Annotated in this window: 20 protein-coding genes; 10 read left to right on the top strand and 10 right to left on the bottom strand. The window is 74.2% G+C overall.

Annotated features, from left to right (window positions below):
• Positions 1-152: 152 nt before the first annotated feature.
• Complete coding sequence (gene treZ / locus OO62_RS27275; protein WP_033270260.1) at positions 153-1925, top strand: malto-oligosyltrehalose trehalohydrolase; 1773 nt, start codon at positions 153-155, stop codon at positions 1923-1925.
• A 29-nt stretch (positions 1926-1954) separates the two neighbouring features.
• On the opposite strand, the gene OO62_RS27270 is transcribed toward treZ, so the two are convergent.
• Together OO62_RS27270 and OO62_RS27265 are read right to left on the bottom strand one after the other, a co-directional pair.
• Positions 1955-2488 carry a type 1 glutamine amidotransferase domain-containing protein gene (locus OO62_RS27270; protein WP_033270259.1) on the bottom strand — a complete coding sequence of 178 codons (534 nt, stop codon included), beginning with the start codon at positions 2486-2488 and terminating at the stop codon, positions 1955-1957.
• A 94-nt stretch (positions 2489-2582) separates the two neighbouring features.
• Positions 2583-4217 (bottom strand): CocE/NonD family hydrolase, encoded by a 1635-nt coding sequence (locus OO62_RS27265; RefSeq protein WP_106974906.1) that lies wholly within the window; start codon positions 4215-4217, stop codon positions 2583-2585.
• A gap of 183 nt (positions 4218-4400) precedes the next feature.
• Between OO62_RS27265 and OO62_RS27260 the strand changes: the two genes are divergently transcribed.
• From OO62_RS27260 to OO62_RS27245, 4 genes are all read left to right on the top strand, one after another.
• Entirely contained in the window at positions 4401-5114 is a 714-nt protein-coding gene (locus tag OO62_RS27260; protein WP_033270258.1) for a TetR/AcrR family transcriptional regulator, read from the top strand.
• Between the two features lie 119 nt (positions 5115-5233).
• Complete coding sequence (locus OO62_RS27255; protein ID WP_033270257.1) at positions 5234-6856, top strand: PucR family transcriptional regulator; 1623 nt, start codon at positions 5234-5236, stop codon at positions 6854-6856.
• 62 nt (positions 6857-6918) lie between these two features.
• The gene (locus OO62_RS27250; RefSeq protein ID WP_033270304.1) at positions 6919-7866 is read left to right on the top strand and encodes a metallophosphoesterase family protein; all 948 of its coding nucleotides are present in this window, start codon (positions 6919-6921) and stop codon (positions 7864-7866) included.
• Positions 7863-8522 carry a 4'-phosphopantetheinyl transferase family protein gene (locus OO62_RS27245; RefSeq protein ID WP_033270256.1) on the top strand — a complete coding sequence of 220 codons (660 nt, stop codon included), beginning with the start codon at positions 7863-7865 and terminating at the stop codon, positions 8520-8522. Before OO62_RS27250 ends, OO62_RS27245 begins: the two co-directional genes overlap by 4 nt.
• Before the next feature lie 52 nt (positions 8523-8574).
• Here OO62_RS27245 and msrB read toward each other — a convergent pair whose 3' ends face one another.
• The 4 genes from msrB to OO62_RS27225 all read right to left on the bottom strand — a co-directional run bounded on the left by msrB (position 8575) and on the right by OO62_RS27225 (position 12391).
• A complete protein-coding gene (msrB, locus tag OO62_RS27240) occupies positions 8575-8982 on the bottom strand; it encodes a peptide-methionine (R)-S-oxide reductase MsrB (RefSeq protein WP_033270255.1) in 408 nt (135 codons plus the stop codon).
• Between the two features lie 18 nt (positions 8983-9000).
• Positions 9001-10398, bottom strand: coding sequence for a UDP-N-acetylmuramate--L-alanine ligase (gene murC / locus OO62_RS27235; protein ID WP_033270254.1), 1398 nt, complete (start codon positions 10396-10398; stop codon positions 9001-9003).
• A gap of 125 nt (positions 10399-10523) precedes the next feature.
• Complete coding sequence (locus OO62_RS27230; RefSeq protein ID WP_033270253.1) at positions 10524-11159, bottom strand: response regulator; 636 nt, start codon at positions 11157-11159, stop codon at positions 10524-10526.
• Positions 11156-12391 carry a sensor histidine kinase gene (locus OO62_RS27225; protein WP_228332559.1) on the bottom strand — a complete coding sequence of 412 codons (1236 nt, stop codon included), beginning with the start codon at positions 12389-12391 and terminating at the stop codon, positions 11156-11158. The genes OO62_RS27230 and OO62_RS27225 overlap by 4 nt, the downstream gene beginning before the upstream one ends.
• Positions 12392-12574: 183 nt before the next feature.
• Here OO62_RS27225 and OO62_RS27220 point away from each other — a divergent pair, with 183 nt between their 5' ends.
• Both OO62_RS27220 and OO62_RS27215 read left to right on the top strand, forming a co-directional pair.
• Positions 12575-13669, top strand: a complete 1095-nt coding sequence (locus OO62_RS27220; RefSeq protein WP_033270252.1) for an FtsX-like permease family protein — start codon at positions 12575-12577, stop codon at positions 13667-13669.
• Entirely contained in the window at positions 13666-14352 is a 687-nt protein-coding gene (locus OO62_RS27215; RefSeq protein ID WP_033270251.1) for an ABC transporter ATP-binding protein, read from the top strand. Before OO62_RS27220 ends, OO62_RS27215 begins: the two co-directional genes overlap by 4 nt.
• Positions 14353-14367: 15 nt before the next feature.
• On the opposite strand, the gene OO62_RS27210 is transcribed toward OO62_RS27215, so the two are convergent.
• Both OO62_RS27210 and OO62_RS27205 read right to left on the bottom strand, forming a co-directional pair.
• Positions 14368-14847, bottom strand: a complete 480-nt coding sequence (locus OO62_RS27210) for a hypothetical protein (RefSeq protein WP_033270250.1) — start codon at positions 14845-14847, stop codon at positions 14368-14370.
• 155 nt (positions 14848-15002) lie between these two features.
• Positions 15003-15827, bottom strand: a complete 825-nt coding sequence (locus OO62_RS27205) for a pyrimidine reductase family protein (protein WP_033270249.1) — start codon at positions 15825-15827, stop codon at positions 15003-15005.
• A gap of 67 nt (positions 15828-15894) precedes the next feature.
• On the opposite strand from OO62_RS27205, the gene zapE reads away from it, so the two are divergent.
• Positions 15895-17016, top strand: a complete 1122-nt coding sequence (gene zapE, locus OO62_RS27200; RefSeq protein WP_206738439.1) for a cell division protein ZapE — start codon at positions 15895-15897, stop codon at positions 17014-17016.
• On the opposite strand, the gene OO62_RS27195 is transcribed toward zapE, so the two are convergent.
• The gene (locus OO62_RS27195) at positions 17013-18068 is read right to left on the bottom strand and encodes a glycoside hydrolase family 113 protein (RefSeq protein ID WP_051733640.1); all 1056 of its coding nucleotides are present in this window, start codon (positions 18066-18068) and stop codon (positions 17013-17015) included. The genes zapE and OO62_RS27195 overlap by 4 nt on opposite strands.
• 52 nt (positions 18069-18120) lie before the next feature.
• Here OO62_RS27195 and OO62_RS27190 point away from each other — a divergent pair, with 52 nt between their 5' ends.
• Both OO62_RS27190 and OO62_RS27185 read left to right on the top strand, forming a co-directional pair.
• Positions 18121-18759, top strand: coding sequence for a TetR/AcrR family transcriptional regulator (locus tag OO62_RS27190; RefSeq protein WP_063739058.1), 639 nt, complete (start codon positions 18121-18123; stop codon positions 18757-18759).
• Positions 18760-18876: 117 nt separating this feature from the next.
• Positions 18877-20271, top strand: a complete 1395-nt coding sequence (locus OO62_RS27185) for an alkaline phosphatase PhoX (RefSeq protein WP_033270248.1) — start codon at positions 18877-18879, stop codon at positions 20269-20271.
• Positions 20272-20315: 44 nt separating this feature from the next.
• On the opposite strand, the gene OO62_RS27180 is transcribed toward OO62_RS27185, so the two are convergent.
• Entirely contained in the window at positions 20316-20675 is a 360-nt protein-coding gene (locus OO62_RS27180; protein ID WP_033270247.1) for a hypothetical protein, read from the bottom strand.
• Between the last annotated feature and the right edge of the window lie 49 nt (positions 20676-20724).

Below are 20724 nucleotides of genomic sequence, written 5' to 3'. Positions count from 1 at the left end.
AGGGCGGTGGGGACGGCGGGCCGGCCGGGCTCGCCGGAACGGGCCGGTGCGGTGGCTCGTTGGCGCGATGTCGGCCCGTACCGCCACGTCGGGCTGTCCGGCGGCGCTCCGACGTGCTTGGGTCGTACCGGAGCGGACGAAGGAGGACGGTCGTGCTGTTCGAGGTGTGGGCGCCGCGCGCCGGGCGGGTCGCCCTCCAGTGGGCCGGGGACCGGGCCGGCCGGCCGCCGGTCCCGATGGAGCGCGACGGCGACCGGGACGGCTGGTGGCGCGCCGAGGCGCCGGCCGCGGACGGGGACCGCTATGTCTTCCGGCTCGACGGGGGTCCGCCGCTGCCTGACCCGCGCGCGGCGCGGCTGCCGGAGGGCCCCGACGGGCCCGCGGCGGTGGTCGACCACGACCGGTTCGGCTGGCGGCACCCGTGGTCCGGCCGCCCGCTGCCCGGCGCGGTCCTCTACGAGCTGCACGTCGGCACGTACACCCCGGAGGGCACGTTCGACGCGGCGGCCGCCCGGCTGCGCCACCTCGCCGATTTGGGCGTCACCCATGTCGAGCTGATGCCCGTCTGCCCCTTCCCCGGCACGCACGGCTGGGGCTACGACGGGGTGGCGCCCTGGGCGGTGCACGAGCCGTACGGCGGGCCCGAGGGGCTCAAGCGGTTCGTGGACGCGGCACACGGCCTCGGGCTGGGCGTGGTGCTCGACGTGGTGCACAACCACCTCGGCCCGTCCGGCAACCATCTCCCGGCATTCGGGCCGTACTTCACCGACACCCACCACACGCCGTGGGGCGCGGCGGTCAACCTCGACGCCCCCGGCTCGGACGAGGTGCGTGGCTACTTCCTCGGCAGCGCGCTGTCCTGGCTGCGCGACTACCGGCTCGACGGGCTGCGGCTGGACGCGGTCCACGCGCTGCACGACGACCGCACCCCGCACTTCCTCGCCAAGCTCTCCGCCGCGGTGGACGGGCTGGCCGCCCGGCTGGGGCGTCCGCTGTTCCTGATCGGCGAGTCCGACCTGAACGATCCGCGCACCACGGCGCCGCGGGAGAGCGGCGGCCAGGGGCTGCACGCCCAGTGGAACGACGACTTCCACCATGCCCTGCACACCGCGCTGACCGGTGAATCCCAGGGCTACTACGCCGACTTCGCGCGGGCCCCGCTCGCCGCCCTGGCCAAGACGCTGACCGGCGGCTTCTTCCACGACGGTACGTACTCCAGCTTCCGCGGCGGGCCGCACGGCGCGCCGCTCGACCTGCGGACCACGCCCGCGTACCGGCTGCTGGCCTACGCCCAGACGCACGACCAGATCGGCAACCGCGCGCTCGGCGACCGGCTCGCGGCGAGTCTGCCCGCCGGGCTGCTCGCCGGCGCGGCCGCGCTGGTGCTGTGCTCGCCGTTCACCCCGATGCTGTTCATGGGCGAGGAGTGGGGGGCCACCACCCCCTGGCAGTACTTCACCGACCACACGGATCCGGAGCTGGCGGAGGCGGTACGCGCCGGCCGGCGGCGTGAGTTCGCCGCGCACGACTGGGCGGGCGACGCCGGTGAGTGGCCCGACCCGCAGGATCCGGCCACCCGCGACCGCTGCGTCCTGGACTGGAGCGAACCGGTCCTCGCACCGCACGACTCGCTGCTCGCCTGGCACCGTACGCTGCTGGCCCTCCGCCGCGAGCTGCCGGCGCTGACCGACCCGGATCCCCGCCACACGGAAGTGACCTTCGACGAGGACGCCCGCTGGCTGCTGCTGCGCCGGGGTCCGGTGCGGGTGGCGGTCAACTTCGGGCGCGGGGCGACGGCCTCCGTTCCCGTCGGCCTCACCGGGCGGAGCCTGGAGGTTCTGGCGGGCTGGCCGGAGGCCCGGCTCCCCGGCGCGGACGGCGTGCTGCGGCTGCCACCGGAGTCTGTGGTGGTGCTGGGGCCGTAGGGCGGGCCCCGTAGGGCGGGGCCCGCCGCCTAGTGCGAGAACTCCGCGAGGAATGCCTCGCAGAAGGCGGGCAGATCGGCCGGCTTGCGGCTGGTGATCAGGGTGTTCGGGCCGGCCGTGCAGATCTTCACCTGTTCGTCGACCCAGGTGGCGCCGGCGTTGCGCAGGTCGGTCCGCAGGCTCGGCCAGGAGGTCAGCGTGCGGCCGCGCACCACCTCGGCCTCGATCAGGGTCCAGGGCGCGTGGCAGATGGCCGCCACCGGCTTCCCGGCGTCGAAGAACGACCGGACGAGGGCCACGGCCCGCTTGTCCAGGCGCAACGCGTCCGGGTTGGCCACCCCACCGGGCAGCACCAGCCCGTCGAAGTCCGCCTCGGTGGCTTCGTCCACGGTCAGATCGACGGGGAAGGTGTCCGCCTTGTCCAGGTGGTGGAACGCCTGGACCTTTCCCGTGGCGGTGGAGATCAGCTTCGGGGTGCCGTTCGCCGTGGTCACCGCCTGCCACGGCTCGGTCAGCTCGACCTGTTCGGTGCCCTGGGGGGCCACCAGAAACGCCGCCTGCATACCGCTCACGTCCCTTCGTCCGATCCGCCGGGCCGGGAAGCGGAGAACCACCACTCCCCCACTTCTCGACCATAACGGGACGAAGTGCCTCAGCTCATGCGGGCGGCCACCCGGCACCGGGGGCGCCCCGGACCGCCTGCGCCCCGTGCGGAAGCGTCAGCGTCGAGCCGCCGTGCAGCGTGAGGCGGACCGGCACGAGGCCGGTGGCATCGACCGCCGGCTCCCCGGTGCCGGAATGGCGGGCGTAGCGCGGATGGGCGCCGCCGCTGACCTGGAGGCGCATGCGGTGCCCCGCGGCGAAGCGGTAGGCGGTGGAGCTCATCGCGACGGTGACGTCGGAAGGGGCCTGCCCGGTGGTCCGCAGCCGGGTCAGCCCGTCGCAGATGTTGGTGGAACGGCCCTCGGCGTCGACGTCGCAGAGGCGGGCGAAGACGTCCGCGTATCCGGTGTCCGTGGAGATCCGCAGGCGGGCGGAGACCGGGCCGAGGATCTCGACGGGTTCGGTCAGCGGCGCACCGGTGAAGGTCCGGACGTCCTCGCGCGCTTCCAGGGTGCGGTTGTCGCGCGGCCCGGCGTCCCGGGAGAGCAGGGGCCCGCCCACGGAAGGGGTGGGGTCCGCGGGGTCGTAGCGGAAGGACGTCAGGGGCTCGGGATCCGCGGGCGCCTGCCGGCCGAGGGTCCCGTCGGCGGCGGGGAACCACGTCGTCACCGGCCCGGTGGGCGGCCAGTCGTCGAGGTCCCGCCAGACACCTTCGCCGCCCACGTGCACCCGCACGCGGGTGGGCCGCAGCCCGGCGGGGTCGTCACAGAGGTGCGCGCGCAGCCAGGCGAGGCTCTCGGTGAACACCTCGGGCCACCCCTGCTGAAGCGCGGAGGTGTGGGTCCAGGGGCCGACGAGCAGGGACGTGTCGCAGCCGTCCCGGCCCAGGCGGGCGAACTGCTCGAAGGTCTGGTCGGCCAGGGCGTCGTGCCAGCCACCGATCAGGGCGGTGGGCACCGTCTGCCGCTCCGCCGCCGCGCTCAAGGACGCGCCGTGCCAATACGGGTCGTCGGCGTCCGTGCGGGACATCGCCTCGTCCAGCCAGGACACGTCGCCGAGGGCCGACGCGTGGGCGCCGCGCAGCGGTCGTGCGGTGGTGATCCGGCGCAGACCGCGCTGGAGGCGCAGCGCCGCCCGCACGAACGGGACCAGTCCCTGGTGCTGGTAGGTCATGCCGGCGCCGACGGCGAGGGCGTTGCTCAGGCGGAGCGCGCCGCCCTCGTGGAAGAGGGCGTGCGGATCGTGCAGACCGATCTGGATGACCATGGCCTTCAGCTCCGGCGGCGGGTCCAGGGCGAGCGCCCACTGCACATAGCCCAGGTAGCTGGGGCCGATGGTGCCCAGCGTGCCGCTGAACCAGGGCTGTTCGCGCAGCCAGGCCACGGTGGCCCGGCCGTCGCCGGGTTCGTTGCGCCACAGGTCGAACCGGCCGCCCGAGCCGCCGGTGCCGCGGCAGCTCTGGAGGACCACGTGGAAGCCCTGCTCGGCGAAGAGCATGCCGAACATGGGTGACCACGGCAGGCCCCGGCCGTAGGGCGAGCGCACGAGGAGGGTGGGGAAGTCGCCCTTCGCCCGCGGGAAGTAGTGGTCGGTGAGCAGGGGGCTGCCGTCCGCGGCCGGGACCACGAGACCCCGTTCACAGCCGGCTCCGTACCGCGCGGCGGGGAGGCCGCGCCAGGTCGCCCGCATCATCCGGGAGGCCAGCGGTGGCTTGCCGGGCGGGACGGCTCGCTCGGGCTTCGGCACGACGTCGTGCGGGTGCGGTGTCATCGTTCGTTTCCCCTCCACTTTTTACGTACGTTGTACGAGAATAGTGGATGCTTGGATGGACTCCGCAAGTCCCGGCGGTCCGGGAGAGGAAAGGAAACGCTCGTGCCCGGTGGTCACGGGGCCGGCACCGCAGGTGTCGACCCCCAGCAGCTCTGGCTGAACCCCCGCCCGTCCGGCAGGGGCCGCAAGCCCTCCTTCAGCCGCGAGGCGATCACCGCCGCGGCGGTCGCCCTGGCGGACGCCGAGGGGCTGGAGGCGGTCACCATGCGGCGGGTCGCCTCCGAGGTCGGGGCCGGCGTCATGTCGCTCTACAGCTACGCCCCCGAGAAGGAAACCCTGCTGGAGCTGATGGTCGACCACGTCAGCGGCGAACTCCCGGCACCGGCCCGCACCGGCGACTGGCGCACCGACCTGAAGGCCATCGGGCACCTCCAGCGGGACCTGATGCTCCGTCACACCTGGCTGCCCGCCGCGCTGGCCACCCGGCGCACGCCCGGCCCGCACTCCCTGGCATTCCTGGAACACGCGCTCGCCGCCCTGCGGCCCACCCGGCTGGACGGCAGCGCGAAGCTGGAGGTGTTCAGCCTGCTCACCGGCTTCGTCGCCTCGCACGTCGGCTACGAGATCCGGCAGGCGGCCGCCGCCGACGCGCCCGGCCGGGCCGCGGCCGAAGCCCGCTACCTCGCCGCCGTCGCGGCCGACGGCCACCACCCGGAGCTGGCCGAGGCGCTCTCCGCACCCGGCCGCCCCCCGGCCCCCGAGGCCCTGTTCACCCGGTTCCTCGACCGCCTGGTCGACGGCCTCGACACCGGCTGACCCCACCCGACACCGCCGAGGCGCAGGCACACCTCGGTCCGCCCGTGACCAGGGGCCCGGCCGCCGGGACTCGATCGCCCGATCGTCCATCCCATGGATATGTGATGGACACTATGTCTATGCCCCTGCGAATCTCCGACCTGCTGGCCCGGTCCGACCTCGCGTTGTCGGTCACCTACGACGTGCCGCCGCGGCTGCTGGACCGCACGATCGAGGCGGCGACCGTCTCCGATCTGCCGGTCCCGGGAAAGTGGCTCCAGGGCGGGGAACTGCTGATGACCATCGGCCTGCTGCTGCCGAGCGACCCGGCCGCCTGCCGGGCGTACGTCCGGGAGGTGACCGAGGGCGGGGCGGCGTGCCTGGCGCTCGGGCTGGGCCAGGGGCTGCCGTACCAGGAGGCGCCGGCGCCGCTGGTGGCGGCGGCCGAGGAGGCGGGGCTGCCGCTGCTGACGGTGCCCGACGAGGTCCCGTTCATCGCCGTCACCAAGGCCGTCTTCGACGCCCGGGCCGACGAACAGCGCGAGGTGCTGCACCGGGCGTTCGCCACCCAGCGACGGCTCACCGCCGCGGCGGCCGGCGACGGGCTGCGGCCGATGCTGGCGGAGTGGACGGCGGCCACCGGGGTGGGGGCGGCGGTGCTCGATCCGCTGGGCCGGCTGCTCGCGACCGGCGACCGCGCGCAGCACACCCCGCCGCCGCAGGCCCGCGACCTCGTCGAACGGGTCGCCGCACGCGGGCTGCGCGGCAGCGCGTCCAGCACCGCCGGAGGGCAGCAGCTGGAGGTCCAGCCGCTGGGCGCGCGGCGGCTGCGCGGGCTGCTGCTGCTCACCGGCCGCCCGGACGACGCCGCCCGTTCGGTCGTCCCCGGACTGGTCTCGCTGCTCTCCCTGGAGCTGGAGCGCCGCCACCTGCGCGACGAGCCGGAGCGCCGCCGCAGGTCGGCGCTGCTGTCGGAGCTGCTGGCCGCGGAGGATCCGGCGGCGGACCGGGCCCGGGACATGCTGCACTCGGTGGGGCTGACGGCCGAGCGGGTGCGCGGCGTCGTGGTGGAGCCGGAGGACGGCCGGGAGGCGGCGAACGGCGCGGCCGGTGAGGCCGCCGCGGCCGCCGCGCAGGAGATGGCCGCCGATCTGGCACTGGCGATCCCCGGCGGCCTCGTCCGGGTCACCGGCACGGGCCCCGGCGGGACGCCGGGCGGGCTCATCGAGGCAGTGGTCGGCGAGGACCTGGACGTCCGCGACGTGCTCGCCCGCTTCGCCCCGCACCACCCGGCCGGCATCGGCCCGGTCACCGCGCCGGAGGCGGTACGGGTGTCGCTGCGTCAGGCGGCCGGGCTGCTGGCCGTCAGCCGGTCCGCAGGCGAACCCGCCGAGGCCCGGCAGAGCCAGGCCAGCCGGCTGCTGCTCGACCTCGGCGACCGCCGTACGCTGCACGGCTACGCCGACTCCGTGCTCGGCCCGCTCGACCTCGCCGACAACGGCGAGGAGCTGATCGCCACCCTGGCCGCCTGGCTGGAGACCGGCGGCGCCTGGGACGCCACCAGCCGGCGGCTCGGCGTCCACCGGCACACCGTACGCAACCGCCTCGACAAGGCCATGGACCTCACCGGCCGCCGCCTCGACGACCCCGACGACCGCTTCGACCTGTGGCTGGCGACCCGCATCCGACGCGGCGGCGCCGCGACCACGGGGACCGGCGGGCGGCCCGCTCCCCCGCCCCCGCCGACACGACCAGGCCGGTGACGGACGGCCCTTCTCCCCCGTCCGCCCTTCACTCCCGCCCCCGCACCGTCTTTACTTCGATCGTGACCTACGAGATCCGCACCCTCCCTCCCGGCGGCGCCGGCCCCGCGCCCGCCGCCCCCGCCCCCGGTGCCGCGTCCGGCGGGCGCGGCACCCTGGTGGCCGTCAGCGACCTGCACGTCCGTTACAAGGAGAACCGCGAGATCGTCGAGCAGTTAAGGCCGGAGTCCGACGACGACTGGCTGCTGGTCGCCGGCGACGTCGGCGAGTACGTCTCCGACATCCGCTGGGCGCTCTCCCTGCTCAGCAGCCGGTTCGCCCAGGTGGTGTGGGTGCCGGGCAACCACGAGCTGTGGACACCCGCCGACGATCCGGTGCAGCTGCGCGGCGTGGCGCGCTACGACCATCTGGTGCGAATCAGCCGGGAGTTGGGCGTCCTGACGCCCGAGGACCCCTACCCGGTCTGGGAGGGCGACGGCGGCCCCGCCGTCATCGCCCCGCTGTTCCTGCTCTACGACTACACCTTCCGCCAGCCCGGCCTGGCGACCAAGGAGGCGGCGCTCGCGCACGCCGAGCAGGCCGGGGTGGTGTGCACCGACGAGTTCCATCTGCACCCGGACCCCTATCCGACGCGGGAGGCGTGGTGCCGGGCGCGGGTCGCCGCCACCGAGGCCCGGCTCGCCGCCCTGCCACCGGACCTGCCGACCGTCCTGATCAACCACTGGCCCGTCGTGCGCGAGCCCACCCAGCCGCTGTGGTACCCCGAATTCGCGCTGTGGTGCGGTACGGAGGCGACCGCCGACTGGCCGCGGCGGTTCCGTGCCGCCACCGTGGTCTACGGCCATCTGCACATCCCCCGGCTGCTGATGTGCGACGGCGTTCCCCATCAGGAGGTGTCGCTCGGCTATCCGCGGGAGTGGCAGCGGCGCTCCTCGGCGCCGGGCCGTCCGGTGCGGGTCCTGCCCGCCCCGGCCACCGTGGCCTCCGGCACCACGGGGACCCTCGCATGATCGACAAGTTGTTGCCGGCGCCCGTCGTGACCGCCGAGGCGTTCCGCGACGCCCCGCTGTCGGAGATGTTCCCCGAGGAGCGCGCGCTGGTGGCCGACGCGGTCCCCAAGCGCCAGCTGGAGTTCGGCACCGTACGCGGCTGCGCCCGCAGCGCGCTGTCCCGGCTCGGCTTCGCCCCGGCGCCGCTGCTCCCGGGCAGGGACCGGGCGCCGCAGTGGCCGGACGGCGTGGTCGGCGCGATGACCCACTGCGCGGGCTACCGCGCCGCCGCGGTGGCCCGCCGCCGGGACGTGCTGACGGTGGGCCTGGACGCGGAGCCCAATGAGCCGGTGAACGACCCCGGCGTGATCGACCTGGTCACCCTGCCCGAGGAGCGCGCGCAGCTGCGCGGTCTGGCGGCGTTGCAGCCCGAGGTCAGCTGGGACCGGCTGATCTTCAGCGCCAAGGAGTCCGTCTACAAGGCGTGGTACCCGCTCACCCGGCGCTGGCTGGGCTTCGAGGACGCCCTGCTCACCTTCGACCCCACCGACGCGACCTTCACGGCCCGGCTCCTCGTACCGGGCCCGGTCGTCAACGGCGAGGAACTCAAGGAGTTCACCGGCGGCTGGCTGATCGGCGAAGGGCTGGTGGTGACCGCGATCGCGGTGAAGGCGTGAGCCGTCGCGGACAACGGCGGCCGCGGGGGCCCGGCCGGGCCCCCGCGGCACCTCAGCCCTCGTCCGGCGTCAGCCGCAGCGAGATGCTGTTGATGCAGTACCGCTGGTCCGTCGGCGTCGGGTAGCCCTCGCCCGCGAAGACGTGCCCCAGGTGCGAGCCGCAGCGGGCGCAGCGGACCTCGGTGCGGAGCATGCCGTGAGAGCGGTCCTCGATGAGCTCGACCGCGTCACTGTCCTTCGGGTCGTAGAAGGACGGCCAGCCGCAGTGGCTCTCGAACTTGGTGTCCGAGCGGAAGAGTTCGGCACCGCAGGCGCGGCAGGAGTAGACGCCGGTGGTCTTGGTGTCGGTGTACTCCCCGACGAACGCGGGCTCGGTGCCTGCCTGGCGGAGTACGCGGTACTCGGCCGGGGTCAGCTCGGTGCGCCACTGCTCGTCGGGCTTGTCGATCTCGTACGGCATCTGGGGTGCCTCCTCAGCTCAGCTGCCCAGGCGGGTCAGGATGGCGGGGCCGAGGTCGGTCACATCGCCCGCGCCCATGGTGAGAACAAGGTCACCGGGCCCGGCCATTCCGGCGATCACGTCCGGGACGCGGGCCTGGTCGCTCACGGCCGTGACGGTGGCGCCGGCGGCGCGCGCCGCGTCGATGATCAGCTCGCTGGTGACGCCCGGGATCGGGTCCTCGCGGGCCGGGTAGATGTCCAGGACCACGGAGGCGTCGGCGAGGGCGAGCGCCTGGCCCATCTCCGCGCCCAGCTCCTGGGTACGGGAGAAGAGGTGCGGCTGGAAGACGACCAGCACCCGGGCGTCCTCCGCGGCGCCGCGGATGGCTTCCAGGTCGGCGGTCATCTCCGTGGGGTGGTGGGCGTAGGAGTCGATGACCTGGACGCCGGCCGCCTCGCCCTTGAGCTGGAGGCGGCGCTTGACGCCCGTGTACTTGCCGAGCGCGGAGGCGAGGTTGTGCGGCGGCAGGTCCAGGGCGACGCCGGCGGCCAGGGCGGCGACGGCGTTGCTCGCGTAGTGCCGGCCGGGGACGGAGACCGTGAAGGTGAGGATCTTGCCGCTGGTGAGCGTGACCGTGACGTCGCTGGTCAGGCCGCGGGGGTTGACCTTGAGGATGCGCACGTCGGCGTCCTTGGCCTCGCCGTAGGTGACGACCTCGATGTCGTGGCGGCCGGAGATCCGCTCGGTCAGCTCGCGGGCGCCGGCGTGGTCGGCGGAGATGACCAGGGTGCCGCCGGGGCGGATACGGCCGACGAACGTCTCGAAGGACTCGTAGATCTCGTCCATCGAGGCGTAGTTGGCGTGGTGGTCCAGCTCCACGTTGAGGATGATCGCGACCTCGGGGGCGTACTTGTGGAAGCTGCGGTCGCTCTCGTCTGCCTCGGCGACGAAGATGTCGCCGGCGCCGTGCTCGGCGTTGGAGCCCGGTGCGTCGAGGTCACCGCCGATGGCGTACGACGGCTTCAGGCCGAGGGCGCCGAGCGAGACGGCGAGCATGGACGTCGTGGTCGTCTTGCCGTGGGTGCCCGCCACCGCGATGGGGCGCAGGCCGTCCATGAGGGAGGCGAGGGCGTCGGAGCGGTGCACGACCGGGATGCCGCGCTCCTGGGCGGCGGCCAGCTCCGGGTTGTCCGGGCGGATCGCGGAGGAGACCACGACGCTCGTGGCGTCGGCGGCGAGGTGCTCGGCGGCGTGGCCGAGGTGGACCGTGACGCCCAGGGCGCGCAGCGCCTCGGCGGTCGCGGAGTCCTTGGCGTCGCTGCCCGCCACCTGGGCGCCGCGCTGCGCGAGGATCTTGGCGATGCCCGACATGCCGGCTCCACCGATGCCGATGAAGTGCGGCCGGTCCATCGAGGCTGGGACGGCGGATGCCATGGTGCGTCTCCCTGATCGTCGATCATCGCGAGCTGTGGTGCTGTCGATGATTCTCGCACCCGGCACCGACAGCGCCGGGCCACGGCCCGTGCCCGGTCCCGCGCGGGCGGTCGGCGCGCCGGTTTTCAGCGGCGGATCAGCCCCTGCGCGGTGGCGGCGGCGACCGCGGACGTACGGGAGTCCACGCCCAGCTTCGCGTAAATGTGGACGAGGTGGGATTTGACGGTCGCCTGGCTGAGGAAGAGCCGCTTGCTGATCGCGGCGTTCGAGAGGCCGTCGGCGACGAGCTGGAGCACCTCGGTCTCCCGGCGGGAGAGGGCGGTGGCGGGGGTGCGCATCCGGTCCATCAGGCGCAGCGCGATGGTGGGCGCGAGCGCGGACTTGCCGGCCGCCGCGGTGCGCACGGCGGCCGCCAGCTCCTCCGGCGGGGCGTCCTTGAGCAGGTAGCCGGTGGCGCCGGCCTCGATGGCGGCGAGGATGTCGGCGTCGGTGTCGTACGTGGTCAGGACCAGGACGCGGGGCGCGTCGGGGCGGGCGGTGATCGCGGCGGTGGCCTGCGAGCCCAGCATCCGGCCGCCGAACTGCAGGTCCATGAGGACCACGTCGAAGCCGCCGCCGGCCGCGAGCTCGACCGCCCGTTCCGCGGTGGGCACGTCGGCGACCACCTCGAAGTCCGGTTCGGTCTCCAGCACGGCGCGCAGCCCGGCGCGCACGACGGGGTGGTCGTCGGCGAGCAGCAGCCGGACGGGGGACGGCGTCACGAGGCGGCCTCCGGGGTGGCGGGCGCCGCGGCGCAGGGCAGGGTGACGGCGACGGCGGTGCCCTCCCCCGGGGCGGACTCGACGGCGAGGGTGCCCTGCAGGGCGCGGGCCCGGGCGCGCATCGCGGCGAGGCCGAAGCCGCTGCCGCCGGCCCGCGCGGAGCCCGGGGCGGGCACGTCGGCGGGCACGAACCCGGCGCCGTCGTCGACGACGTCCAGGGCGACCTCGGTGTCCATGTAGCTGAGGGTCAGCTCGACGCGGGCGGCCGCGGCGTGCTGGACGGTGTTGGCGAGCGCGGACTGGGCGATGCGCAGCAGGGCGACCTCGTGCGGGGTGGGCAGGGGGGTCGGCGCGCCGGAGACCTGGCAGTGCACGGCGAGGCCGGAGGTACGGGCGGTGGTGGCGCACAGCCGCTCCAGGGCGGCGGGCAGCGACCCCGTCTCCAGGTCGGGCGGGGTCAGCGCGCGGACGAACCGGCGTGCCTCGGCGAGGTTGTCGACGGCGGCCGTACGGGCCTGCCGGACGTGGCCGAGGGCCGCCTCGGGCCGCTGCGGCAGGACGCGTTCGGCGGCCCGCAGCAGCAGCTGGATGCTGGACAGGCCCTGGGCGAGGGTGTCGTGGATCTCGCGGGCCAGCCGCTCGCGCTCGGCGAGCACACCGGCTGCGTGCTCCGCGGCGGCCAGTTCGCTGCGGGCCTCGGTCAGCTCCTCGATGAGACGGCGGCGCTGTTCGCTCTCCCGGTAGAGGGCCTCGTACCCCAGGACGACGGCCACCGCGACGGCGGCGCCGAGGGCGGGGCCGAGGACCGTACCGACGCCGAGGCTGTGGGTGTGCCGGGCGAAACCGGCGATGGCGGCGAGGGTGGTGGCCACGACGGCGGGCAGCGCCCAGCGCAGCGGCAGCAGGTGCAGCTGCACGAAGAAGAGCGGGAAGGCCAGCCAGACGCCGTCCGGGGTCAGGGCGAGCAGCACCAGCCAGACCAGGGCCACGGCGGCCAGCCAGAGCGCGGCCGCACCGGTGGAGGTGCGCACGCGGGGCAGCCGGGGGCCGACGGCGTACACCGCGAACAGCGCGGCGGCGGTGAGCAGAACGGCAGGGGCGTGCGGGGCGTGGTCCACGACCGCGCGGACGGAGGCCAGCGCGAGCAGCGCGGCCACCATCAGATGCAGGCAGCTGCGCAGGACCCGCAGGACGGGGGTGAGGGAGTGGGCGGTCACGGCTTCTTCGGTCACGGCCCCTTCAGGCTAAGGGCCCGCCCGACCTGCGGCATCAACCGAAGGATTGATGCCGGGGCGCACCTTTCGATGCCGGGGAACCCCTCCGCGGCGCGATGCCCGGGGCCTCGCCGGGAGGCGACGGTGGGGCGAGCCGCCGGGCAGTGGGTCCGGCGCCCCGATCCGAGGATGGCCAAGCCCGTGTTCGTCGCCTGGAGAGACCTGAGGTTCGCCAAGGGGCGGTTCGCCCTGATGGGCACCGTGATCGTGCTGATCACGGTGCTGGTGGGATTGTTGTCCGGCTTGACGGCGGGCCTGGGCCGGGAGAACACCTCAGCCGTCACCGGGCTGCCCGCCGACCACCTGGTCTTCTCTGCGCCCGCCGGGGACGGCAAGGTCGCCTTCGCCGATTCGCGGCTGCCGGAGCGGACCGTACGGGAGTGGGCGCGGGTGCCGGGCGTACGGAGCGCGGAGCCGCTGGGGATCGCGACGACGAAGGCCGGGGCCGGCGGGCGGACCGCCGCGGTGTCGGCGTTCGGGGTTCGTCCCGGATCGCCGCTGGCCCCGGACCGGCGGATCGCTGACGGTGCCGTGGTGCTGTCCGGGAAGGCCGCCACCGCGCTCGGGGTGCGGGCCGGGGCGCGGATCACGCTGGGCGGCCGCGAGGTGCGGGTCGCGGCGGTGGCGGGCGCGGCGATGTACAGCCACACCCCGGTGGTCTGGACGTCGTCCGGTGACTGGCGGGCGCTCTCGGGTGCTCCCGGGAAAGCCGGCGATTCCGGCTCCTCCGTGGGCGCCACGGTGCTCGCCCTCGCCACCACCCCGGCGGCCGATCTGGCCTCCGCCGACCGCAGGCTCGGCACGAAGACCGTCACCCGCGAGGACGCGCTGGAGGCCATCGGCTCGTACGCCGCCGAGCACGGCTCGCTGGAGCTGATGCGCGGTTTCCTGTTCGCGATCTCCGCGCTGGTCATCGGCGCGTTCTTCACCGTGTGGACCATCCAGCGCAGCGGCGACGTCGCCGTGCTGAAGGCGCTGGGGGCCTCGACCGGCTGGCTGCTGCGCGACGCGCTCGGCCAGGCCGTCGTCCTGCTGGTGCTCGGTACCGGCCTGGGCACCGCCCTGGCGGCGGGGGTGGGCGGTGCGGTCGGCGGCACCGTGCCGTTCGTCCTCGACCCGTCCACCCTGCTGTTCCCGGCCCTGATCATGATCGCGCTGGGCGCCGTCGGGGCCGCGCTCGCCATTCGCCGCATCACGTCCGTGGACCCGCTGACCGCCCTGGGAAGTGCCCGATGAGCCTCGAACTGACCGATGTCACCCTCACCTACCCCGACGGCGAGGCGCGGCTGACCGCGCTGGACGACGTCTCGCTGTCCGTGCCCGCCGGGTGCCTGACCGCGGTGATCGGGCCGTCCGGGTCCGGGAAGTCCAGCCTGCTCGCGGTCGCCGCGACGCTGATCCGCCCGGACCGCGGGCGGGTGGTGATCGACGGCACGGACACCACCGGCCTCTCCCCCGCGGAGCTGACCTCGCTGCGCCGCTCGGGTGTCGGCACCGTCTTCCAGCAGCCGAATCTGCTGCCCTCCCTGACGGCCGCCGAGCAGCTCCAGGTGATGGCCCATCTGGACGGCCGCTCGCCCCGTAAGGCGCGCGGCCGGGCACGGGAGCTGCTGGCGGCGGTCGGCCTGGAGGCGCAGGCCGACCGGCGGCCGCACCAGCTGTCGGGCGGCCAGCGGCAGCGGATCAACATCGCCCGGGCGCTGATGAACGAGCCCGCGGTGCTGCTGGTGGACGAGCCGACCAGCGCCCTGGACCACGAGCGCGGCGCCGCCGTCCTCGACCTGCTGCTGGCCCTGACCCATCAGCGCGCCACCGCGACGGTGCTGGTCACCCACGACCACGCGCACCTGGACGCGGCGGACGAGATCACGGAGGTGCGGGACGGGCGGCTGGGCCCGGTGGGGGCCGCCCGTCCGTGACGCCGGCGGCGGCGGTCAGCCCCCGGCCGTCCCCTGGGGCTGGTCGTCCGCCGCGTGCGAGAAGAGTTTGAGGACCGGTACGCCCACTTTGTGGCGGGCGCGGGAGGCCCAGTCGCGGTGGAAGAACTCCTCGACGAAGTGCGGGGCGGTCAGCACGATCACCTCGTCCGCGCCGGTCTCGTCGACGACCGAGCGCAGCAGGTCCAGCGGATGGTCCTCGACCACCTGGCCGATGGCCTGCGCGCCGGCGTCGCGCAGCGCCTGCAGGGTGTGTGCCAGGGCCAGCCCGGCGGGGGCCTCCGCCTGTGCCCCGGCCGGCTCCTCGCCCTCCCTGACGGCGTCGTCGAACTCGCCGAGAGCGACGTCGTCGATGGCCCTCAGCAGTACGTCCTGCTTGCCGCGAGGCTGCATGAGGACGACGAACGAGAGCGGGTCGTCACCGTGCAGGGTGGTCACGAACTCCACGTCCGCGGGCGTCAGAGGCTTCTCGATCATCAATACGCTCGTGAACACGACGGACGCCCTTCTTCTCTTGAGGACGCCACGTTGCGCGGCGCCCGACAGAAACCATCCTGCCCCGTCGCCACACGGGACTGTTGGCTTTTAGTGTGCCCAAAGGAAGCTAAGCGGAACAGATAATTCCGCTGATTTCAGGACCGACGGTAACGAGTGAACAGGAACCCGGCGTCCTCCAATACGGACGCCAGAGCGAACCGTTCGGGAACCGGGACGGCGGGCCCGTTCATGATCCTCGGTGCCTCGCCCACCGCGACCACCGGGGCCAGCGTCAGACACATCTCGTCCAGCGCGCCGGCCGCCGCGAACTGCCCCAGCAGCATCGGCCCGCCCTCGGTCAGCAACCGGGTGTGCCCCCGCTCGGCCAGCACCCCGGCCACCCGGGCCGGGTCGACGCCCAGTCCCTCCCCGGCGAACAGCACCTCGGCGCCCGCCGCCCGGGCCGCGGCCACCCGGTCCGCCGGCGCGCCCGCACCGGTCAGGACGACGGTGGGCACCAGCGGCTCGGTGAACAGCGGCAGCGTGAAGTCCAGCCCCAGGCCCGCGGTGACCACGGCGATGGCCGGGGCCGGGCCCTGACCGGCGGCGGCCCGGCGCGCGGCGAACGCCTCCCGGGCCCGGGCCGGCCGGTAGCCCTCCTTGCGGACCGTTTCGGCGCCCACGACCACGGCGTCCGCGAGCCCGCGCAGCACCCCGAAGATCCGCATGTCGGCGGCGCCGGACAGCGGCTGCGAGCGGCCCTCGTGGTGGGCCGCACCGTCGACGGAGGACACCATGTTGGCCCGCAGCCATCCGGACCGCCCCGAGAGCGCCGGATCGTCCGGCGCGGGATACGCGTACGCATCGGCCAGCTCCGCGAGTGTCCACTCCCGGTCGGCGGGGCCGGTGGCCGCGACCTCGGAGTTGCTGCCGCCGGGGGCGGACGCGGGCTGGACGGGGAGGGGGAACAGGCGTCGCATGGCGGCAGTGTGACATGCCTCGCCCGGCGGACCGGCGGATACCGCCGAGGAGATAGGCTGGAGCGCTGTGTCACCTTCCCAGCCCGCTTCCCCGCAGCCCGACCCGATAGCCGGATCCCCGGCCGCCGGGGAGGACACCGCGCCCGCCGCGCTCACCGCCCGCGCCCCGCACGTCCCGGCCGACCGCCTGGTCGCCGAGATGGTGCCGCCGCCGCGCTTCCAGGGCGCCCGCTTCGACACCTACATCCCGGACGCCGCGCAGCCCAGCCAGGCCGAGGCCGTCCAGGTCCTGAGCGACTTCGCGGACGGCATCGACGCGGGGGCGGCCGCCGGCAGCGCCAAGCGCCGCTGGTTCGCGAAGAAGCCGGTGGCGCCCAAGGGCCCGCGCGGTGTCTATCTGGACGGCGGCTACGGAGTCGGCAAGACCCACCTGCTCGCCTCCCTGTGGCACGCCACCCCCGCCCCGGCCGAGCGGAAGGCGTTCGGCACCTTCGTCGAGCTGACGAACCTGGTCGGCGCGCTCGGCTTCCAGCAGACCGTCCGCACGCTCGGCGAGCACAAGCTGCTGTGCATCGACGAGTTCGAGCTGGACGACCCCGGCGACACGGTGCTGGTCTCCACCCTGCTCGGCAAGCTGGTCGACGCCGGCGTGGCGCTGGCCGCCACCTCCAACACCCTGCCCGGCAAGCTCGGCGAGGGCCGGTTCGCCGCCGCCGACTTCCTGCGCGAGATCCAGGGCCTGAGCGCGCACTTCCGCCCGCTGCGCATCGACGGCGAGGACTACCGCCACCGCGGCCTGCCCGAGGCGCCCGCCCCGTACGACGACGAAACCGTCACCCGTACGGCGTACCGCACGCCCGGTGCCTCGCTCGACGACTTCCCCTCCCTCCTGGAGCACCTGTCGAAGGTGCACCCCAGCCGCTACGGCGCCATGTGCGACGGCATCGACGCGGTCTGCCTCACCGACGTCCAGGCGGTACCCGACCAGTCGACCGCGCTGCGGCTGGTGGTCCTCGCGGACCGGCTCTACGACCGCGAGGTGCCCGTCCTGACCTCCGGCAAGCCGTTCGACGAGCTGTTCAGCGAGGAGATGCTGCGCGGCGGCTACCGCAAGAAGTACTTCCGGGCGATCTCCCGGCTGACGGCCCTGGCCCGGGACGCCAAGCCGCTGGTCGAGGGCACCGCCTAGGACTCGCCCAGCGGGCCGGGGCCGGACAGATCCCCGGCCGCCGGGTGCCCGGCGCCCCGGTAGTGCCGGGCCAGGGCGTGGAACGCCTCCTTCGGCTCCCAGGGCATACCGGGATAGGTCCGGGCCGGCACTCCGTCGAGCATCTTGACGATCCCGTACGAGCCCAGGTCCGCGTCGGTCCGCGGGTCCTCGCGGTGCGGCAGCGCGTACCCGGCGAAGCTGAACCAGAAGGTGGTGTCCACGCCCTCCTGCGCGAAGAGCGGCAGCAGCTCGTCCATGTAGCGGACCTGCTCGCCCTCGTCCCGTATGGTCCCCGGCTTGACCGTGCCGTCCGGCTGGACCACCAGCCAGCCGGCCGCGCCGAGGTCGCCGGCGCCGCGGAAGGTGCAGCAGCCCACCTCGGTGATCACGACCGGCTTGCCGTGCACGAAGAGTTCCTTGAGGTCCGCGCGGTAGCTGTCGGCGTTGCGGGTGCTGCGGTAGGCGTCGGCGCCGACCACGTCGAACGGCGTCCAGTCGATGTGCTCGATGGGGATCGAGGCGTAGCCGATCGGGCCGCCGAAGCGGGGCCGGACCGTCCCGACCACCTCCTGGAGGTAGGCGTTGAGGCGCTCCGGTATCGGCGCGAGCGCCGCCTGCCGCACCTCCGGCGCGGCGCCCAGCGATGCCATCCGGTCGCTGAAGGTGTCGCCGGGCAGGTAGCCGCGGGCGAACACGCTCAGCTCGCAGCCGGTCGCCAGCACGACGTCGGCCCCGCCGCGGCGCAGCACCTCCGCCCGGTCGGCGCACTCGGCGAAGTACGGCAGCATCTCCTGCTCGGTCATCTCGCAGGGGAACGGCGAGTACCAGACCGCCAGCCCGGCGGCGACCGCGAACTCGGCCGCCACACTGAGCCGTTCGGGGTCGCCGCCGGTGATGCGGACGGTGTTGCAGTGCAGGTCCTCGGCGATGATCTGCATCTCCCGCGCCACGACGCGCGGGTCGAACTCCGGGCGGCTGGTGTCGCCGTTGGGGAACGTTCCGGTGTCGTACTGCACGCCCTTGCCGCGCATCGGACTCCTTAAGGTTCGTCGCGTATCTTATCTGGACCGTAAGATACATGGCGTGCCTAAAGATGTAAACGACGGGCCACCGCCCCCGGGACGCCGCCGCAGAGGTGCCGCGCTGGAAGCCGCGCTGCTCGACGCCACCTGGGAGGAGCTGCTCGCCGTCGGCTACCAGGAGCTGACCTACGAGGGCGTGGCGGCCCGCGCCCACACCAGCCGGACCGTGCTCTACCGCCGCTGGCCGCACCGCCGCGACCTGGTCCTCGCCGCGCTGCGCCACCGGACGCCGCCGCTGCCGCCGCCGGTGCCGGACACCGGGGCGCTGCGCACCGACGTCCTCGCCCTGCTCGGCCAGATCACCGCCCGCCTGACGGAGATCACGCCCGTCCTGGAGGTGCTCACCGACAACCGCACCCGTGGCAGCGACCTCGACGACTACCTGGCGGAGCGCTCACGCGGCGACGACGGGGGCGCCATGGCGGAGCTGCTCGACCGCGCGGCGCGGCGCGGGGAGACCGACCCGTCCCGCATTCCCGCCCGGGTCGCCACCCTGCCGGTCTCCCTGGTGGCCGGCGAGATGCTGATCACCCGTCAAGCGCCGTCGCAGGCCGCCGTCACGGCGCTCGTAGACGACATCTTCCTGCCCCTGGTCGCCCATCACGGCGGCACCGGCGACGCGGCGGACGGGGAGCGCTGAGGGGGCACGCGAAGGCGACACCGGCGGCGCCCCGTCGCGCCGCCTGGTTCCCGCCGGGCCGGGTGCGTGCTACACACGAGCGGGTCACGTCACCTGTCCGCCAACAGGGAGTTGCCCATGTCCGCGACACGACGTCAGATCCTCGCCGGAACCGGTGCGTTGGGGGCGTCCCTCGCCTTCGCCGGGAGCCTCACGGAGATCTTCGCGGGGACCGCGACCGCCGACAGCATGGGGCGGCGCGGCTACGGCCCGCTGGTCCCCGACCCGCACGGCCTGCTCGACCTCCCCAAGGGCTTCCGCTACAAGGTCCTCTCCAAGGAGGGCGACCCGCTGCACTCAGGGGAGGGCAAGGTGCCCAGCAACTGCGACGGCATGGCCGCCTTCCCCGGCTCTCCCGCTGCTGCCGGCTCGCGTGGCCGCCGCGGCGGCGCGTACCTCGTCCGCAACCACGAGAACCGTACGAACTCCCGCTCCGCCGTCCCCCGGGTCCGCGATCTGACCTACGACCCCGGTGGCGAGGGGGGCTGTACGGCCCTGGAACTCGGCCCGGACAACACCGTGCGCTCCGAACGGGTCGCCATCGCCGGCACCTCCACCAACTGCGCGGGCGGCCCCACCCCCTGGAACACCTGGCTGACCTGCGAGGAGACCGAGCTGCGGGCCGGCGAGGAGAACTACACCAAGGACCACGGCTTCATCTTCGAGGTCGATCCGTACGACCCGCGGCGCACCGGCGCCGTCCCGCTGACCGCGATGGGCCGCTTCCAGCACGAGGCGATCGCCGTGGACCCCCGCACCGGCACGGTCTACGAAACCGAGGACGCCTTCGACAAGCCCTTCGGCCTCTTCTACCGCTTCCTGCCGGAAAAGCCACGGGGCGGCCGCGGCTCCCTGCGGGCGGGCGGGCGGCTCCAGGCGCTGCGGGTCCCCGGCGTGCCCGACCTGTCCACCATCCAGGAGCCGGGCACCACGTTCGACGACGTCACCTGGGTCGACGTCCCCGACCCGCTGGCCCGCCACACCCCCATCCGCTTCCAGGACTTCGGCCGCGGCGGCATCACCCACGCCCAGAAGCTGGAGGGCTGCTACTGGGGCGGCTCCTGCGTCTACTTCGTCTCCAGCTTCGCGCACCGCGCCGCCGGCTCGGCGGCCGACCACTACGGCCAGGTCTGGAAGTACGACCCCCAACGGCACCGGCTCACCCAAGTCGTGGTCTTCGGCCCGGACAGCGACCTCCAACTGCCCGGCGAGTCACCCGACAACATCTGCCTCGCCCCCAGCGGCGGCCTGATGGTGTGCGAGGACGGCGACGGCGCCCAGCACGTCTTCGGCCTCACGCGCCGCGGCGAGGTCTACGCGATGGCACGCGGCCGGCAGAACATCGGCACCCCGGAGAAGCCGGAATGGGGCGAGTTCGCGGGCGTGACGTTCGCCCCCGACCACCGCACCATGTACGTCAACTGCTACACCCCGGGCACGACGTTCGCGGTGACGGGGCCTTGGGGGGATTGAGGCGGTGACTTGACGCGGGGCAGTGAGCGGGCCGTCGGTGGGCGTCAGCCGGAGCAGGCGGAGCGCTGGGCCTCCTGCCATTCGCACACGGGGCAGAGCACGATGCCGGGCTGCTCGACCGGGTACTCCGTGGGTTCCCCGCACTGAAGGCAGTCGGCCGGCGGGGAGGCGGCGGCACGGGGAGCGGGGGCGGTGGCGGGAGCGGGTCCTGACGGGCGGTGTGTGACGTCGGCGTCCGTCTCGGTGGCGAGGGCGTCGCTGCCGGTCGTCCCGGTGTTCGTCGCGGCGTTCGTCGCGGTGTGGCCGGCGTAGCACTCGGTGGGGGCCGTGGGCTCCGTGGGGCCCGTGTACGGGTGGGGTTCGGGGCTGGGGGTGGCGTGGGCCTGGGTCTGTCTCTTATACACATCTGACGCTGCCGACGATCTACTCTGTGTAGATCTCGGTGGTCGCCGT

This window comes from Streptomyces lydicus (genome assembly GCF_000717345.1).
GTDB classification, from domain to species: Bacteria; Actinomycetota; Actinomycetes; order Streptomycetales; family Streptomycetaceae; genus Streptomyces; species Streptomyces lydicus.
This window is presented reverse-complemented; position numbering and strand designations above follow the sequence as displayed.

What these genes read in the sequence shown, in the direction of transcription:
- OO62_RS27270 (WP_033270259.1), bottom strand. Translation starts at nt 2,488, where the DNA reads ATGCAGGCGGCGTTTCTGGTGGCCCCCCAGGGCACCGAACAGGTCGAG.
- OO62_RS27215 (WP_033270251.1), top strand. Translation starts at nt 13,666, where the DNA reads ATGAGCCTCGAACTGACCGATGTCACCCTCACCTACCCCGACGGCGAG.
- murC (WP_033270254.1), bottom strand. Translation starts at nt 10,398, where the DNA reads ATGGCATCCGCCGTCCCAGCCTCGATGGACCGGCCGCACTTCATCGGC.
- OO62_RS27255 (WP_033270257.1), top strand. Translation starts at nt 5,234, where the DNA reads ATGCCCCTGCGAATCTCCGACCTGCTGGCCCGGTCCGACCTCGCGTTG.
- msrB (WP_033270255.1), bottom strand. Translation starts at nt 8,982, where the DNA reads ATGCCGTACGAGATCGACAAGCCCGACGAGCAGTGGCGCACCGAGCTG.
- OO62_RS27195 (WP_051733640.1), bottom strand. Translation starts at nt 18,068, where the DNA reads ATGCGCGGCAAGGGCGTGCAGTACGACACCGGAACGTTCCCCAACGGC.
- OO62_RS27210 (WP_033270250.1), bottom strand. Translation starts at nt 14,847, where the DNA reads ATGATCGAGAAGCCTCTGACGCCCGCGGACGTGGAGTTCGTGACCACC.
- OO62_RS27205 (WP_033270249.1), bottom strand. Translation starts at nt 15,827, where the DNA reads ATGCGACGCCTGTTCCCCCTCCCCGTCCAGCCCGCGTCCGCCCCCGGC.
- OO62_RS27265 (WP_106974906.1), bottom strand. Translation starts at nt 4,217, where the DNA reads ATGCGGGCGACCTGGCGCGGCCTCCCCGCCGCGCGGTACGGAGCCGGC.
- OO62_RS27185 (WP_033270248.1), top strand. Translation starts at nt 18,877, where the DNA reads ATGTCCGCGACACGACGTCAGATCCTCGCCGGAACCGGTGCGTTGGGG.
- OO62_RS27245 (WP_033270256.1), top strand. Translation starts at nt 7,863, where the DNA reads ATGATCGACAAGTTGTTGCCGGCGCCCGTCGTGACCGCCGAGGCGTTC.